Consider the following 15,733-nt stretch of genomic DNA (forward strand, 5'->3'; position numbering starts at 1 on the left):
CGATTCCCCACAGGAGCCCTGATGCTGCCTCCCGTCCTGCGCAACCTCTCGCTGCCGGTGATCGGCTCGCCGCTGTTCATCATCAGCAACCCCAAGCTCGTGATCGAGCAGTGCAAGGCGGGCATCGTGGGCGCCATGCCGGCGCTCAACGCGCGGCCGGCGTCGCAGCTGGACGAGTGGCTGGCGGAGATCTCGGAGACGCTCGGCGCGTACAACCGCGCCCACCCGGACAAGCCGGCGGCGCCGTTCGCCATCAACCAGATCGTGCACAAGAGCAATGACCGGCTCGAGCACGACATGGAGATGGTCGTGAAGTACAAGGTGCCGGTGATCATCACGTCGCTGGGCGCGCGCACCGACGTCAACGACGCGATCCACTCGTATGGCGGCGTGGTGCTGCACGACATCATCAACAACATGTTCGCGCGCAAGGCGATCGAGAAGGGCGCCGACGGCCTGATCGCCGTCGCAGCGGGCGCCGGCGGCCACGCCGGGACGAAGAGCCCGTTCGCGCTGGTGCAGGAAATCCGCGAGTGGTTCGACGGCCCGCTCGCGCTGTCCGGCGCCATCGCCAACGGCGGCGCGGTCCTCGCCGCGCAAGCCATGGGGGCCGACCTCGCGTACATCGGCTCCGCGTTCATCGCCACGCAGGAAGCGCGTGCGTCGGACGCGTACAAGCAGGCGATCGTCGACGGCACCAGCGACGACATCGTGTACTCGAGCCTGTTCACCGGCGTGCACGGCAACTACCTGAAGCCGTCGATCCGCAACGCCGGCCTCGACCCGGACAACCTGCCCGAGAGCGACCCCAGCGCGATGAACTTCGCCGGCGGCGAGGGCAGCAAGTCCAAGGCCTGGAAGGACATCTGGGGCTGCGGCCAGGGCATCGGCGCCGTGCACCAGGTCGCGCCGGCCGCTGACTTCATCGCGCGACTGAAGCGCGAGTACGCGGAAGCCAAGGCGCGCATCGCCTGAGAACCCCGTCGTCCCCGTGGAGGCGGGAACCCATCGCTTCCTTCTGGAAGCCTGCGAAGGCGGAAGCGATGGGTTCCCGCCTTCGCGGGAATGACAGGTCCGTTGAGCCGCATGCAGCGCTTGGATCTCATCTCAGGCACTGCGGTTATACTGGATGCGCATCCAGTGTTATGGCCGAGCTCCACACCCCCGTCGAAGCGATCAAGGGCCGAGGCGCCGCGACGCGTCTTGCGCATCGTTTCTCGCGCGACGAACGCGAGGCGTTCGACGACGGCTGGCCCGACGACGCGGAGGAGGGCGCGGCCCTGCCGCCGCGCACCGAGGTGATCTGGGAAACGCCGAAGTCGGCCATCAGCCACAACGATTCCCCCGACATCTACTTCGACCGCGGCCTCAATCCGTACCGCGGCTGCGAGCACGGGTGCATCTACTGCTATGCGCGGCCGACGCACAGCTACCTGAACCTCTCGCCGGGGCTGGACTTCGAGACCAAGATCATCGCCAAGCGCGGCATCGACGCGGTGCTGCGCAAGGAACTCGCGCGCAAGGCGTACGAGCCCCGGATGCTGGCCATCGGCACGGCCACCGACTGCTACCAGCCGGTCGAGCGGGAACTGCGGCTCACGCGGTCGGTGCTGGAGGTGATGGACGAGACCAACCATCCCTGGTCGCTGGTGACGAAGAACAGCGGCGTCGAGCGCGACCTGGACCTGATCGCGCCGATGGCGCATCGCAAGCTGGCCGCCGTGTACGTGACCATCACGACGCTGGATGCCGAAGTGACGCGCCAGCTGGAGCCGCGCGCCGCGGCGCCGCACCGGCGGCTGCGGACGATCCGCACACTGGCCGAAGCGGGCGTGCCCGTCGGCGTCAGCCTCGCGCCGCAGATTCCGTTCATCACCGAGGACCTCGAGCAGGTGCTCGAGGCGGCGTGGGACGCCGGCGCGCGCATCGCCTTCTACCACGTGCTCCGCTTGCCCTGGGAGGTGGCCCCGCTGTTTCGCCAGTGGCTCGAGCTGCACTATCCGCAGCGCGTCGACCGCGTGATGGCGCGCGTGCAGGACATGCGCGGCGGCAAGGACTACGACGCCGACTTCGCGACGCGCATGAAGGGCAGCGGCTTGTGGGCCGAGTTGATCGGCCAGCGGTTCCGCAAGGCGGCGACGCGCCTGGGGTTCAACCGCGAACGGTTCGAGTTCGACGTCTCGAAGTTCCGGCCGCCCGCGCTGGACGGCCAGGCCAGCCTGTTCTAGGCGGCCATGAACGACAGCGCGAACAGGGCGCTGCCGGCGACCATCGCGGCCAGGGTCATGCCGGCAAGGTTCACGCGCAGTTGCGAAGGACCGGCCAGGCGGCGCAGGTGCGCGTTCCACGCCCACAGCATCGGCACGAAGCCGAGCAGCGCGAGCAGGGTGGGCACCTGCCAGCCGAAGAAGCTGGCCCAGCTGGGCAGCACGAAGGCGGCGCGCGGGCTGTCCATCACGGCGGCCAGCGACACGTCTTGCGTCCACACGCCCGCGGCCAGCACGGAAGCGACGAGCAGCAGCAGCGTGGCGACGGTCTTGAAGGTGCGGCGCCAGCCGAACAGGCTCAGCACGAAAGCCGCGCCGCCTGCGATGGCCGTGCCCAGCATGACCGCGGTGGCCAGCCCGCCGTGGGCCAGGGCGTGCCAGAACCACGGATTGCACGCGAACCCGATCCAGGCAGCAAGGACGGTGACCGCCCAGCCGGGGTGCAGCGCGAACCGCGTCTCCCCAGGCGAGAGCATGGACTGGGCGTAATCGGTGTGCCGGAACAACTTCAGCGACATGTGCTGAATTTTGAGGCAGCCCAACCGTGGTGCATAGGGGGCTGTGGTGCCGCGGGTACAGGAAAAGGAAGACTTGCCAGCCGCGGCCTTGTCATTCCGGCGAAGCCGGAATCCATGCCGGATCGGTTGTCATTCCGGCGAAAGCCGGAATCCATGCGGGGCTTACGCCCCTTCGTGTGGATTGCGGGTCAAGCCCGCAATGACAACTGCGAGGGCTCAATGACAAAGGCCGGGTGAGCCCGGCCTTCGATCACGTGGCCCAGGTCGGCTAGGCGCTGAAGAAGTTCTTCAACTTGTCCGCCCAGCCTTCCTCGCTGGGCGAATGCTTGGAGCCGCCTTTCTTCAGCGACTCGTCCAGTTCCTTCAGCAGCTTGCGCTGGTGCTCGGTCAGCTTCACCGGCGTCTCGACGCTGATGTGGCAGTACAGGTCGCCGGGGTAGCTGGAACGCACGCCCTTGATGCCCTTGCCGCGCAGGCGGAACTGCTTGCCGGCCTGCGTGCCTTCGGGGATGTCGATGGCGGCCTTGCCCTGCAGCGTCGGCACCTCGATCTCGCCGCCGAGCGCGGCCCGCGTGAACGAGATCGGCACCACGCAGTGCAGGTCGTCGCCATCGCGCTCGAAGATCGGGTGCTTCTTCAGCCGGATCTCGATGTACAGGTCGCCCGGTGGCCCGCCGTTGGTGCCCGGCTCGCCATTGCCCGCGCTGCGGATGCGCATGCCGTCGTCGATGCCGGCGGGGATCTTCACTTCCAGCGTCTTCTGCCGCTTGACCCGTCCCTGGCCATGGCACGTGGGGCAGGGCTCGGGAATGATCTTGCCCGTGCCGCGACACGTGGGGCAGGTCTGCTGCACCGAGAAGAAGCCCTGGCGCATCTGCACGACGCCGGCGCCGTGGCAGGTGCCGCACTGCTTGGCCTGCGTGCCCGGCTTGGCGCCGCTGCCGTGGCAGGTGTCGCAGGAGTCCCAGGTCGGGATGCGGATCTGCGCCTCCTTGCCGGTCGACGCTTCCTCCAGGGTGACCTCCATCGCGTACGACAGGTCGCTGCCGCGGAACACCTGGCGGCCACCGCGCGCCCCGGCACCGGGACGGCCGCCGCCGCCGAAGATGTCCCCGAAGATGTCGCCGAACGCCTCGGCGAAGCCGCCGAAGCCTTCCGGCCCCGCGCCGCCGAAGCCGCCGCGCATGTTGGGGTCCACGCCTGCGTGGCCGTATTGGTCGTACGCCGAACGCTTGTCGGTGTCCGACAGCATCTCGTACGCCTCCTTGGCCTCCTTGAACTTGGCCTCCGCCTCCTTGGCCGCATCCCCCTGGTTGCGGTCGGGGTGGTACTTCATCGCGAGCTTGCGATAAGCCTTCTTGATCTCTTCCTCGGAGGCGTTCTTCGGCACGCCGAGGACGTCGTAGTAATCGCGTTTGGTGGCCATCGTGTCTCGACAGTTTTCTAGCACGAACGCCGCGTTGGCTCGTCACCAACGCGGCGCGTGTCGCTCATGGGTGGCGCCGCTCCGCGCTCAACCTTTTTTGACTTCCTTGACTTCGGCGTCCACGACGTTGTCGTCGTTCGCCGGGCCGGCCGAGGCGGACGCACCGCCTTCGGGCGACGCCGCCGCATCGGCACCCGGCGCCTGCGCGCCCTGGGCGTTCTGCATGTCGGCGTACATCTTCTCGCCCAGCTTCTGGCTGGCCGTCATCAGCGCGTTCGACTTGGACTCGATCGCTTCCTTGTCGTCGGCCTTCAGCACGCCCTCGAGGTCCTTGATCGCGGCCTCGATCTTGTCCTTCTCGCCGGCATCGAGCTTGTCGCCGTACTCGGTGAGGCTCTTGCGCACCGAGTGCACCAGCGCCTCGCCCTGGTTGCGGGCCTGCACCAGCTCGAGCTTCTTCTTGTCCTCGGCGGCGTTGAGCTCGGCGTCCTTCACCATCTTCTGGATTTCCTCCTCGGAGATGCCCGAGTTGGCCTTGATGGTGATCTTGTTCTCCTTGCCGGTGGCCTTGTCCTTCGCGCCCACGTGCAGGATGCCGTTGGCGTCGATGTCGAAGCTCACCTCGATCTGCGGCGTGCCGCGCGGCGCCGGCGGGATGCCCTCGAGGTTGAACTCGCCCAGCAGCTTGTTGCCGGTGGCCATCTCGCGCTCGCCCTGGAACACCTTGATCGTCACGGCCGGCTGGTTGTCGTCGGCGGTGGAGAAGGTCTGCGCGAACTTGGTCGGGATCGTCGTGTTCTTGGCGATCATCTTGGTCATCACGCCGCCCAGGGTCTCGATGCCCAGCGACAGCGGGGTGACGTCCAGCAGCAGCACGTCCTTGCGGTCGCCGCCCAGCACCTGGCCCTGGATGGCCGCGCCCACGGCGACGGCCTCGTCGGGGTTGACGTCCTTGCGGGCGTCCTTGCCGAAGAACTCGCGCACCTTTTCCTGCACCTTGGGCATGCGGGTCATGCCGCCGACCAGGATGACGTCGTGGATGTCGCCCACGCTGACGCCGGCGTCCTTGATGGCGGTGCGGCACGGCGCGATGGTGCGCTCGATCAGGTCCTCGACCAGGCTTTCCAGCTTGGCACGCGACAGCTTGATGTTCAGGTGCTTGGGACCGCTGGCATCGGCCGTGATGTACGGCAGGTTGATGTCGGTCTGCGAGCTGTTGGACAGCTCGATCTTGGCCTTCTCGGCGGCTTCCTTCAGGCGCTGCAGCGCGAGCACGTCCTTCGACAGGTCGACGCCCTGGTCCTTCTTGAACTCCCCGATGATGTAATCGATGATGCGCTGGTCGAAGTCCTCGCCACCCAGGAACGTGTCGCCGTTGGTGGACAGCACCTCGAACTGCTTCTCGCCGTCGACGTCGGCGATCTCGATGATCGAGATGTCGAACGTGCCGCCGCCCAGGTCGTAGACGGCGATCTTGCGGTCACCCTTTTCCTGCTTGTCCAGGCCGAAGGCCAGCGCGGCCGCGGTCGGCTCGTTGATGATGCGCTTGACGTCCAGGCCCGCGATGCGGCCGGCGTCCTTGGTGGCCTGGCGCTGGCTGTCGTTGAAGTACGCCGGCACCGTGATCACGGCTTCCGTGACCGGCTCGCCCAGGTAGTCCTCGGCGGTCTTCTTCATCTTGCGCAGCACCTCGGCGCTGACCTGCGGGGGCGCCATCTTCTTGCCCCGCACTTCCACCCACGCGTCGCCGTTGTCGGCCTTCGCGATGGTGTAGGGCATCAGGTTGATGTCCTTCTGGACTTCCTTTTCCTCGAACCGGCGGCCGATCAGGCGCTTGACGGCATACAGCGTGTTGCGCGGGTTGGTGACGGCCTGGCGCTTGGCGGAGGCGCCGACGAGGATCTCGCCGTCCTCCTGGTACGCGACGATGGACGGCGTCGTGCGCGCGCCCTCGCTGTTCTCGATGACCTTGGGCGTGTTGCCCTCCATGATGGACACGCACGAGTTGGTGGTGCCCAGGTCGATGCCGATGATCTTGCCCATGTCTCGTCTCTCCTAGCTTCTGGATCTGTGTGGGGCTGCGCCCCGGTGCGTCCTACTTGTGGATAACTCGCTGCGTTTCAAGCGTCACTGCGGCGCCGCGACGGTCACCAGCGCCGGGCGGAGCACCCGCTCGGCGATCAGGTAGCCCTTCTGCAGCAAGGTCACCACGGTGTTCGCTTCCTGGCCGGGGGCCGGCACCATGGAGATCGCCTGGTGCTGGTGCGGGTCGAACTTCGTGCCCACGGCCGGCGCGATCTCGACGACCTTGTTGCGCTCGAGCGCGGACTTCAGCTGCCGCAGCGTGGCTTCGGCGCCTTCGCGGATCTGTTCGGGCGTGGCGTCCTGGATGGCCAGCCCGGCCTCGAGGCTGTCGCAGACGGGCAGCAGGCTTTCGGCAAAGCTCTCGATGGCGAACTTGCGCGCCTTGGACATCTCCTCGTCGGCGCGCCGGCGGGTGTTCTGGGCCTCGGCGGCGGCCCGCAGGGCCTGCTCGGTCAGCTCGGCATTCCTGGCGCGCAGTTGCTCCAGCTCGGCCACGGCGCCGGCCAGGTCGGCCTCGTTCGCGGCGGCCGCGGCCTCGCGCTCCTCGGGACTGATGTCCGCCGGCCCGGGGGCTGCGTCCAGCGTCGGTTCGATCTTCGTCGTGTCTTCGTTCATTGCTCTCTGGGGGTGGGAACGCTCGGAATCGGGGACCACCTTGGGGCAGCCTAGTGCTTTTCAAGCGGCGACTTTGTCAGCCGAGGCGAAAAAAGGCTGAGCCAGCCCGGAAGGGCTATGGACCACCAACGCGACCGCCGGCCCATGCCCTACAGTGCCGGCTCGACAGGAGGGAAACCACGCCATGCCGCGCCGTCTCATCAGCTCCGGATCCGCCTTCGAGGCCCGCATCGGCTACTCGCGCGCCGTCGTCGACGGCGAGTGGGTGTTCGTCTCCGGCACCACCGGCTACGACTACCAGGCCGGCCGGCTGCCCCGCAGCGTCGAGGCCCAGTGCGAGCAGGCCATGCGCAACGTCCAGCACGCGCTGGAGCAGGCCGGCGCCTCCTGGGCCGACGTGGTCCGGGTCGTCTACGTGCTGCCCGACCGGGCCGATTTCGAGAAGTGCTGGCCGACGCTGCAGAAGCACCTGGGCGAAGTCCGGCCCGCGGCGATGATGCTGCAGGCCGGGCTGCTGGAGCCGGCGATGAAGTTCGAGGTGGAGGTGACGGCGCGCAAGCGCTAGTTGTCATTCCGGCGAAAGCCGGAATCCATGCCCATGCGGCGCTGTCGCGCCTTCGTGTGGATTGCGGGTCAAGCCCGCAATGACAAGGCTCCTCTTGCCCCGCAGTTCATCCCCGACCTTCCGCAACCCGTCGCAGAGCCACGCCGATTGCCTTGACCCTGCGCCCGCCCGCCCCGTAATCTCGCTCGATGAGTTCCGTCCCCCTGGACACCGACCGGCCCACGAAGCCGGGCTGGCGCGCCACCTTCCCGAGCTGGCGCTCGCTCGCCATCACCGCGCTGGTCGCGGCCTGGATGGCGGCACTGCTGCTGCCGTTCACGCTGAACAGCTATGTCGAGTTGCTCGGCGAGTTCCTGTTCATCGGCATCGTCATCCTGTTCTCTTACACCGGCGCCGCGCGCTGCCGTGTCGGCAGGGTGCCGCCCTGGGCCGTGCAGCTGCTGGCGGTCGTCGTCGCCGCGCTGATGGCGCCGCTGCTGCTGCAGGTGATGAACGCGGGCGGCAGCTTTGCCGCCTTCGCCGCCTCGCGGCCGCACGTGCGTGGCTACTGGCTGGTGACGTTCGCCGCCGCGATCATCGGCGTGTTCGTCGCCCTCGGTGCCCTGGTGCGCGAACGCGAGGCGCTGGCCAAGGCGCAGGCGCTCAAGGCCGACCTGCTGCAGGAGCGGCTCGAGCGGCAGGAAGCCGATGCACGCCTTGGATTGATGACGGCGCAGATCCAGCCGCACTTCCTGCTGAACACGCTGGCCAACGTGCAGGAACTGGTCGAGACCGGCTCGCCGCGCGCCGCCCCCGTGTTCCGCAGCCTCATCGCGTACCTGCGTGCCGCGATGCCGCGGCTGGAGCAGCGCAATGCGACGCTCGGCGACGAGCACCGCCTCGTGACCGCGTACCTGGACCTGATGCAGATGCGCATGCCCGACCGGCTGGAATGGAACGCGCTGCTCGATCCCACGCTGCGCGACCTGCCGTTCCCGCCGATGGCGCTGCTGACGCTGGTGGAGAACGCGATTCGCCACGGCATCGACCCGTCGGTGCGCGGCGGCCGCGTCGAGGTCCTGTGCACCACCGAGCGTGACGGCACCGTGCAACTCGAAGTGATCGACGACGGCGCCGGCCTGTCCGAGAAGGCAGGCGAGGGCACGGGCCTGGCCAACCTGCGGCAGCGGCTGGCGGTGTTCTATGGGCCGCGCGCGCGGCTCGAGCTGGCCGAGCACGAACCGCAAGGCGTGCGCGCGCGCATCCGCATCGCACCGGCGGCGCAGGCATGAGCGCGCGCCGACCCACCGCCCTCATCGCCGACGACGAGCCGCTGCTGCGCACGCGCCTCGCGGGCCTGCTCGAGGACCTCTGGCCGCAGCTGGACATCGTCGCCCACGCTCGCAACGGTGAGGAGGCGCTGGACCTGTTCCGGCAGCACCGCCCCGACGTCTGCTTCCTCGACGTGCACATGCCGGGCCTGACGGGCATCGATGCCGCGCGCCAGATGGAAGGCGCCACGGCGCTGGTGTTCGTCACCGCCTACGACCAGTACGCGGTGGCGGCGTTCGCGCGCGGCGCGGTCGATTACCTGGTCAAGCCGGTCGATCCGGACCGTCTCGCGGAGACGGTGCACCGCCTGCAGCAGCGCATCGCATCGTCGCAGCGCGCCCAGGTGCCCGACGAGGTGTTGCAGTCGCTCGCCGCGATGCTGCGGACCCGCACGGAGCCCGCGTGGCTGCAATGGATCAAGGCGTCGGTCGGCACGACGGTGCGGCTGATCCCGGTCGACCAGGTCGTGTACCTGAAGGCCGACCACAAGTACACGGTGGTGGTGTGGGAAGAGGGCGAGGCCGTGATCCGCAAGACGATCCGCGACCTGGCCAGCGAGCTCGATCCCGCCCGCTTCGCGCAGATCCACCGGTCCGCGATCGTGAACCTGCGCCACGTAGCGCAGTTCACCGCCGTCGACGATGCCGGCGAAGTCGCGCTGAAAGGCCGCGGCGAACGGCTCCCCGTGAGCCGCAGCTACCTGCACTTGTTCCAGCGGATGTGACAGGCGTCGAGCGCCGGCCGCGAGAGCTTGTCATCCCGGCGAAAGCCGGGATCCATGCTTGATCGAGCATGGATTGCGGGTCAGGCCCGCAATGACAGGGCTCAGTGAGCGTCGAGCAGTTCGACGTCGAACTTCAGCGTCGCATTCGGCGGGATCACGCCGCCGGCGCCGCGGGCGCCGTAGCCCAGTTGCGGCGGGATGATCAGCGTTCGCTTGCCGCCGATCTTCATGCCGGCGACGCCTTCGTCCCAGCCCTTGATGACCATGCCGGCGCCCAGCGAGAAGGCGAACGGGTCGTTCCGGTCGCGGCTCGAATCGAACTTCGCGCCTTGCTGGCCGTCGTTGTACAGCCAGCCGGTGTAGTGCACGTGCACATGCTGGCCCGGCTTGGCTTCGGCGCCGGTGCCCGGCGTGGTGTCTTCGTATTGCAGGCCGGAGGGGGTGGTGATCATGCGGGGAACTTCCTTGTTGGTCAGAGCACGCCGCGGCGTGCCAGGTCGCGCATCAGCGCGCCCGCGCCGTACGTCCACGGCGGGATGCGGTCGCTGGTGCTCACGCGGTTGGCCAGTGTACCGAGCAGGGGCGTGCTCACCGTAACGACATCCCCGACCTCATGCGTGAAGCCCAGCCCCGGTCCGTGGCGGTCCTGCGTGGGCGCGAACATCGTGCCGAGGAACAGCACGAACCCGTCGGGGTATTGGTGCACCGGCCCGCACGCCTGGGCCACCAGGTCGAGCGGGTCGCGGCTGATCATCGACAGCGAGCTCGACCCTTGCATCACGAAACCGTCGGGCCCATGCACCTGCATCGCAAGGTCGCAGCGGCGCACGTCGTCGATGCCGAACTGGCCGTCGAACAGGCGCACCAGCGGCCCGATCGCGCAACTGCCGTTGTTGTCCTTGGCCTTGCCCAGCAGCAACGCGCTGCGGCCTTCGAAGTCGCGCAGGTTCACGTCGTTGCCCAGCGTCGCGCCCTGCACTTCGCCGCGGCTGTTGACGCACAGCACGATCTCCGGCTCGGGGTTGTTCCAGCTGCTCGCGGGGTGCAGGCCGATCTCGGCGCCGGTGCCGACGGCGCTCATGGGCTGCGACTTGGTGAAGACCTCGGCGTCGGGACCGATGCCGACTTCGAGGTACTGCGACCACAGGCCCTTGGCGATCAGCACGTCCTTCAGCTGCATCGCCTGCGGCGAACCGGGCACGACTGCCGACAGGTTCTCGCCGATCACCGACACCACCGCCTTGCGCACGTCCTCGGCCTTCGACGCATCGCCGCGCGCCTGCTCCTCGATCACCCGTTCGAGCATCGACTTGACGAAGGTGACGCCCGCAGCCTTGATCGCCTGCAGGTCGCAGGGCGCGAGCAACCACGGCGTCTGCGGCGCACGCACGTCGAATGCGCTGTTGGCGAGGATGGTTGCCGTGTCGCCCACGCGCGCACCGTTCGCTTCGCGCACGGCCGCCGCGGGATAGGGCAGGTCCAGCAGCGCGCTCATCGTCGGCGCGACGTGCGACAGGTCGGTGACCGTGTCATGGGTGACGCGCACGAGGACGGCCCCCTGGCCTTCGATCCAGGCGCGGCCGACGAGCACGGCCCGGTTGGCGTCTTCGGGAAGCGTGGTGGCGGGGTGGAGGGCGGCGTGCAGGTCCTTCATGGCGATGGAGTGGCTTTCTTCTTGCTGGCGGCAGCGACCCACTTGGTCGCGAACGCGGGGAGGTCGGAGAGGCGCTTGAGCAGGTCGACGCCGGCCGGGGTGACGCAGTAGCCGTCGCTGCCGTGCCCCAGCAGGCCGGCTTCGCGCAATTCCTTGATGCGGGTGTTGAGCGTGTTGGGCGTGATGCCGCCCACGCTGTCCTGCAGCAGGCGGAACGTCTGCGGATGGCCATCGCGAAGGGCCCACAGGACGCGGATCGCGTAGCGCGCTTCCAGCAGCGCGAGCAACTGCTGCATTGCCGCGTGGCTGTCCTTCGAACTCATCTTGCCTGCGCTCCTCCGCCCACATCCCGCACGGCGGGACGCGCAGTGTATGCACACCGCCGCTACACAAACAATAGCGGGCAAACCCGCGTGCATCCCCCGTTTGGGTAGGATGCCTGCATGTGCTCGAACTACGTGCCGGTCAGCCGGCGCGACCGGCTGCTGTCCTTCTTCGGCGTCGAACGCGACCGCGACGACCCGCAGGCCGACACCTGGCCGCTGGGCCTGGCGCCGTTCATCAGGCTCGCGGAAGACGGGTCCGGCTTCGAGCGCGTGGTCGATGACGGCCTGTTCGGCTTGCTGCCGCACTTCGCCACCGAGATCGCGTTCGGCCGGCGCACGTACAACGCGCGCAGCGAAACCGTCGCGCGGCTGCCCAGCTTCCGCGATGCGTGGTCGGCGGGCCAGCGCTGCATCATCCCGTGCGAGGCGATCTACGAACCCAACTGGGAAACCGGCGAGTGCGTGCGCTGGGCCATCTACCAGGAAGGCTTCGTGCCGTTCGGCGTCGCGGGGCTGTACGCGAAGTGGCGCCATCCCGAAGGCCGCGACGTGTTCAGCTTCGCGATGCTCACCGTCAATGCCGACGAGCATCCGCTGATGAAGCGCTTCCACCGTCCCGAGGACGAGAAGCGCATGGTGGTGATCCTCGACCCCGAGGACTACGGCAACTGGCTCACCTGCCGCGTGCAGGACGCGCCGGCGTACTTCCGCGCGTGGGAGAAACCGCTGGTGGCCGAAGCCTCGCCGCTGCCGCCGCGCGCGCCGAAGGCGGGCAGCGTGCGGACGCTGCGGCCGCCGAAGCCGGAGACGGGGAGCTTGTTCGATTGACTTCGTCGTCCCCGCGGAGGCGGGGGACCCATCGCTTCCCTGGTGAAGCCGAAGGAAGATGGAAGCGGTGGATTCCCGCCTCCGCGGGAAAGACGGAGAGCTAGAACTTCATCGGCTGGGTCTTTTCGAACCCGCCGTGGTCGCTCTTCTGGAAGTCCTTGTCCCGCTCGGCCAGCATGCGCTCGAGGTCCTCGCGCGCATTGGTTTCCTTGGGGATGCGCGTCGGCCCCTCGATCACGTCGGCGACGCCGCCCACCGGCATCGGCGAGGTGACGTGGCTCAGGTCGGGCGGCGGGGCCGTCCAGCTGCCGGGGTGGGGCAGGGGCGGGCAGTCGCTGTCGTCCTTCAGGTCGAACTGCCAGGACGCACCCATCAGCCACTTGTTGCAGTCGGGGTCGAGCAGCGCGATGCGCTTGACCAGGTTCTGTTGCAGCGCAACGGCGTGCAGCATGAGCCGCGGGTCCCAGTGCAGTACCACGATGCGCACGTGCAGGCCCGGATCGCGGCCCGGGGCGGCCATCGTGAGCGGCTCGACGCGGACCCATTCGCCCGGGATGCCGTTGTGCTGCAGCGTGTCGCGGCCGGCGACGCGCACGAGCTCCTTGCGCACCGACTGCGGCGAGTTGGCCGCGTTCTGCGTCGAAGGCTGCGAATGCTGCGGGTGCCCTTGGCGCGGCGCCTGCTGCGCCGCCTTGGCCGGTTTGGGCTCGGGCCGGCCCAACAGGCGATCCATGAAGCTCATTGCATCCTCCGGGCCGCAGGGGCGTTCTTCTTGCTTGGAGTCCCTTTCGGAGTATGAAGCCCGGCAGCTGCTTTGGGTCGGCCTTGTCGCGCCGATGACACAAGGGCACGCCTGATAGGGGAGGCAATTGCCACGGATGAGGGGGGTCTGCCCGGCGCCTAGAATCGTCGGGGCCTTTCCAGGAGTTCCGCCATGCCGACCCACTCGCTCCATGCCCTTCGCGCCTTCGCCTGCGCGCTGCTGCTCGCGGCGGTGCCGATGCTCGCCGCGGCCAAGGGCGAGGTGAACGACCTGTTCGCAGCCGGCGCCAACGTCAGCGTCGACCGGCCGGTGACCGGCGACGCGATGCTGGCAGGCGGCACGGTGGAGGTGCGCGCGCCGGTCAGCGATCGCGTGCGCGTCGCCGGCGGCGACGTCATGGTCGACAGCACGATCGGCGGCAAGGTGCTGGCCGCGGGTGGCAACGTGACCATCGGGCCCGAAGCCGTGATCGGCGGCGATGCCCGCGTCTACGCCGGCGACGCGCAGGTCGACGGACGCATCGAAGGCAACCTGCACGTGTCGGCCGGCAAGGTCTCCATCAACGGCCAGGTCCGCGGTGACGTGGTGGTGAGGGCGGGCTCGGTCGAACTCGGCCGGGACGCGCGCATCGGCGGGTTGCTGCGCTACACGGGCGCCGAACTGCGCCGCGACGAAGGCGCGGTCGTCGGCGGCGCCGTCATCCACGATGCCGAAGCGCGCGAGTCGCGCAAGTACACGATCCAGGGCCCCGGGCGCGCTTCGGGCGTCTTCTTCTTCGTCCTCGAACTCGTCGTCGGCGCGCTGCTGCTGCGGTTCGCGCCCAACTTCAGTGCCCGCGCGGCGGACCGCACCGCGGACTCGCCTGCGTCGATGGTCGGCCTCGGCTTCGTCGTGCTGGTGATGCTGCCGGTCGTCTTCATCCTGCTGTGCATCCTCATCATCGGCATCCCGTTCGCGTTGGCACTCGGCGCGGCCGTGCCGGTGATCCTGCTGCTGTCCTTCGCGCTGGCCGTGCTGGGGCTGGCGCACCGGCTGCCCGCGATGTTCCGGCAAGCCGAGCCGCTCCATGTCAGCGGCCAGCTGGCGTGGTTTGCGATCGCGCTGGCCGCGGTGCTGGTCGTCGGCACCGTGCCGGTGCTCGGGTGGCTCGTGATGGCGCTGTTCCTCCTCGCGGGCCTCGGCGCCTTCACGCTCGAGATCCGCCGGCGTCGCACCGGCGGCCCGTCGTCGGGCGGCGCGCCCGCGGGCCGGCCCATCGCAGCCTGATCTCGCGCGCCCCACGCGGGCGCGCTTTGCTGCGATGCTGCGGCCATGGCCGCTTTCTGTCCCGTCCTGACGAGCCTGCTCGACAACGACCTGTACAAGTTCACGATGTGGCAGGCGATGCTGCATCGCTTCCCGCAGGCGACCGCCGAGTACGAATTCACCTGCCGCAACGAGCCGCAGTACCCGCTGTCCGACCTGCTGGGCGAGGTCGACGAACAGCTGGACCACCTGTGCACGCTGCGCTTCACCGACGACGAGCTCGGCTACCTGTCGTCGCTGCGCTTCATCAAGGGCGACTTCGTCGACTTCCTGCGGCTGTTCCAGTTCCAGCGCCGCTTCATCCAGGCCAGCGCCGACGGGCCGCACCTGCGCATCACCGCCAGCGGGCCGCAGGTGCACGTGATGGACTTCGAGATCCATGTGCTGGCGATCGTCAACGAGCTGTACTTCCGCCGGTTCGACGCCGAGGCCGCACTGCGCACCGGCCGCGAGCGTCTCACCGCCAAGATCGACCTGCTGCGCTCCGTCGACGTCGCGCCCGAGCGCGCGCATCCGCTCGAGATCTTCGACTTCGGCGTGCGGCGCCGCTACTCGGGCGCCTGGCAGCGCGAGGTGGTCACCACGTTGCGCGACGAGCTGCCGGAATTCTTCAAGGGCACGAGCAACGTCCTGCTGGCCCGCGACCTGGGCATCGTGCCGATCGGCACCATGGCGCACGAATACCTGCAGACGTTCCAGGCCCTGGGCGTGCGGCTGCGCGACTTCCAGCGCGCCGCGCTGGAGAGCTGGGTGCAGGAATACCGCGGCGACCTGGGCATCGCGCTGACCGACGTCGTCGGCATGGACGCTTTCCTCGCCGACTTCGACCTCTACTTCGCCAAGCTGTTCGACGGCCTGCGTCACGACTCCGGCGACCCGATGCAGTGGGCCGAGAAGGCGATCGCGCACTACCAGAAGCTGCGGATCGACCCACACACCAAGCGGCTGGTGTTCTCCGATTCGCTCGACATCCCCAAGGTGCTCGCGCTGTACGACGCGCTGGCCGACCGCGCCATGACCGGCTTCGGCATCGGCACCAATTTCACCAACGACGTCGGCCACGAGCCGATCCAGATCGTGATGAAGCTGGTGCGCGCCAACGGGCAGTCGGTGGCCAAGCTGGCGGACACGCCCGGCAAGACGCAAAGCCGCGACGAGACCTTCCTCGCGTACCTGCGGCAGGTGTTCGGGGTTTCCAAGGTGTGACCCCGACGCCACGAACCGGAAACGCCCGGTCACACCCGTCACGCCTGCACGCGAACAGCTGAGCTTGGTTGCACTTTCGCCGCGCCGCCGCTGCGGCAGGCGGCAGCATGTGACTCATCCATTCGCTTCTCTCGCGAGGC

At 68.5% G+C, this 15,733-nt stretch carries 16 protein-coding genes; 8 read left to right on the forward strand and 8 right to left on the reverse strand.

The window, feature by feature from the left end:
• The first annotated feature begins 21 nt into the window (after positions 1–21).
• Together I8E28_RS09100 and I8E28_RS09105 are read left to right on the forward strand one after the other, a co-directional pair.
• Complete coding sequence (locus I8E28_RS09100) at positions 22–975, forward strand: NAD(P)H-dependent flavin oxidoreductase (protein WP_200787664.1); 954 nt, start codon at positions 22–24, stop codon at positions 973–975.
• Positions 976–1,145: 170 nt separating this feature from the next.
• Complete coding sequence (locus I8E28_RS09105; RefSeq protein WP_200787665.1) at positions 1,146–2,228, forward strand: PA0069 family radical SAM protein; 1,083 nt, start codon at positions 1,146–1,148, stop codon at positions 2,226–2,228.
• Here the strand turns inward: I8E28_RS09105 and I8E28_RS09110 are convergent.
• The 4 genes from I8E28_RS09110 to grpE form a co-directional block, all read right to left on the reverse strand.
• Positions 2,225–2,785 (reverse strand): phosphoethanolamine transferase domain-containing protein, encoded by a 561-nt coding sequence (locus I8E28_RS09110; protein WP_200787666.1) that lies wholly within the window; start codon positions 2,783–2,785, stop codon positions 2,225–2,227. The two genes, I8E28_RS09105 and I8E28_RS09110, sit on opposite strands and share 4 nt — an antisense overlap.
• Positions 2,786–3,053: 268 nt before the next feature.
• Positions 3,054–4,211, reverse strand: coding sequence for a molecular chaperone DnaJ (gene dnaJ, locus I8E28_RS09115; protein WP_200787667.1), 1,158 nt, complete (start codon positions 4,209–4,211; stop codon positions 3,054–3,056).
• An 87-nt stretch (positions 4,212–4,298) separates the two neighbouring features.
• Positions 4,299–6,254: a molecular chaperone DnaK gene (gene dnaK, locus I8E28_RS09120; protein ID WP_200787668.1), complete on the reverse strand. Its 1,956-nt coding sequence runs from the start codon at positions 6,252–6,254 to the stop codon at positions 4,299–4,301.
• A gap of 84 nt (positions 6,255–6,338) precedes the next feature.
• Positions 6,339–6,911 carry a nucleotide exchange factor GrpE gene (gene grpE / locus I8E28_RS09125; RefSeq protein WP_200787669.1) on the reverse strand — a complete coding sequence of 191 codons (573 nt, stop codon included), beginning with the start codon at positions 6,909–6,911 and terminating at the stop codon, positions 6,339–6,341.
• A gap of 184 nt (positions 6,912–7,095) precedes the next feature.
• On the opposite strand from grpE, the gene I8E28_RS09130 reads away from it, so the two are divergent.
• The 3 genes from I8E28_RS09130 (at position 7,096) to I8E28_RS09140 (ending at position 9,511) form a co-directional block, all read left to right on the forward strand.
• Positions 7,096–7,476 (forward strand): RidA family protein, encoded by a 381-nt coding sequence (locus tag I8E28_RS09130; protein ID WP_200787670.1) that lies wholly within the window; start codon positions 7,096–7,098, stop codon positions 7,474–7,476.
• 188 nt (positions 7,477–7,664) lie between these two features.
• Entirely contained in the window at positions 7,665–8,747 is a 1,083-nt protein-coding gene (locus tag I8E28_RS09135) for a sensor histidine kinase (protein WP_200787671.1), read from the forward strand.
• The gene (locus I8E28_RS09140; protein ID WP_200787672.1) at positions 8,744–9,511 is read left to right on the forward strand and encodes a LytR/AlgR family response regulator transcription factor; all 768 of its coding nucleotides are present in this window, start codon (positions 8,744–8,746) and stop codon (positions 9,509–9,511) included. Before I8E28_RS09135 ends, I8E28_RS09140 begins: the two co-directional genes overlap by 4 nt.
• Before the next feature lie 101 nt (positions 9,512–9,612).
• On the opposite strand, the gene I8E28_RS09145 is transcribed toward I8E28_RS09140, so the two are convergent.
• From I8E28_RS09145 to I8E28_RS09155, 3 genes are read right to left on the reverse strand one after another with little or no spacing between them, the layout of a single operon-like run.
• Positions 9,613–9,963: an FKBP-type peptidyl-prolyl cis-trans isomerase gene (locus I8E28_RS09145; RefSeq protein ID WP_200787673.1), complete on the reverse strand. Its 351-nt coding sequence runs from the start codon at positions 9,961–9,963 to the stop codon at positions 9,613–9,615.
• A gap of 20 nt (positions 9,964–9,983) precedes the next feature.
• Positions 9,984–11,165 carry a fumarylacetoacetate hydrolase family protein gene (locus tag I8E28_RS09150; RefSeq protein WP_200787674.1) on the reverse strand — a complete coding sequence of 394 codons (1,182 nt, stop codon included), beginning with the start codon at positions 11,163–11,165 and terminating at the stop codon, positions 9,984–9,986.
• Positions 11,162–11,488, reverse strand: coding sequence for a winged helix-turn-helix transcriptional regulator (locus I8E28_RS09155; protein WP_200787675.1), 327 nt, complete (start codon positions 11,486–11,488; stop codon positions 11,162–11,164). The genes I8E28_RS09150 and I8E28_RS09155 overlap by 4 nt, the downstream gene beginning before the upstream one ends.
• A 120-nt stretch (positions 11,489–11,608) precedes the next feature.
• Here I8E28_RS09155 and I8E28_RS09160 point away from each other — a divergent pair, with 120 nt between their 5' ends.
• Positions 11,609–12,319, forward strand: coding sequence for an SOS response-associated peptidase (locus I8E28_RS09160; RefSeq protein ID WP_200787676.1), 711 nt, complete (start codon positions 11,609–11,611; stop codon positions 12,317–12,319).
• A 100-nt stretch (positions 12,320–12,419) separates the two neighbouring features.
• Here I8E28_RS09160 and I8E28_RS09165 read toward each other — a convergent pair whose 3' ends face one another.
• Positions 12,420–13,052, reverse strand: coding sequence for a hypothetical protein (locus I8E28_RS09165; protein WP_200787677.1), 633 nt, complete (start codon positions 13,050–13,052; stop codon positions 12,420–12,422).
• 201 nt (positions 13,053–13,253) lie between these two features.
• Between I8E28_RS09165 and I8E28_RS09170 the strand changes: the two genes are divergently transcribed.
• Positions 13,254–14,348 (forward strand): bactofilin family protein, encoded by a 1,095-nt coding sequence (locus tag I8E28_RS09170; protein ID WP_200787678.1) that lies wholly within the window; start codon positions 13,254–13,256, stop codon positions 14,346–14,348.
• A 45-nt stretch (positions 14,349–14,393) separates the two neighbouring features.
• The gene (gene pncB, locus I8E28_RS09175) at positions 14,394–15,593 is read left to right on the forward strand and encodes a nicotinate phosphoribosyltransferase (RefSeq protein WP_200787679.1); all 1,200 of its coding nucleotides are present in this window, start codon (positions 14,394–14,396) and stop codon (positions 15,591–15,593) included.
• The last annotated feature ends 140 nt before the right edge of the window (positions 15,594–15,733 follow it).

Origin of the sequence: Ramlibacter algicola, from assembly GCF_016641735.1 — a bacterium.
GTDB classification, from domain to species: domain Bacteria; phylum Pseudomonadota; class Gammaproteobacteria; order Burkholderiales; family Burkholderiaceae_C; genus Ramlibacter; species Ramlibacter algicola.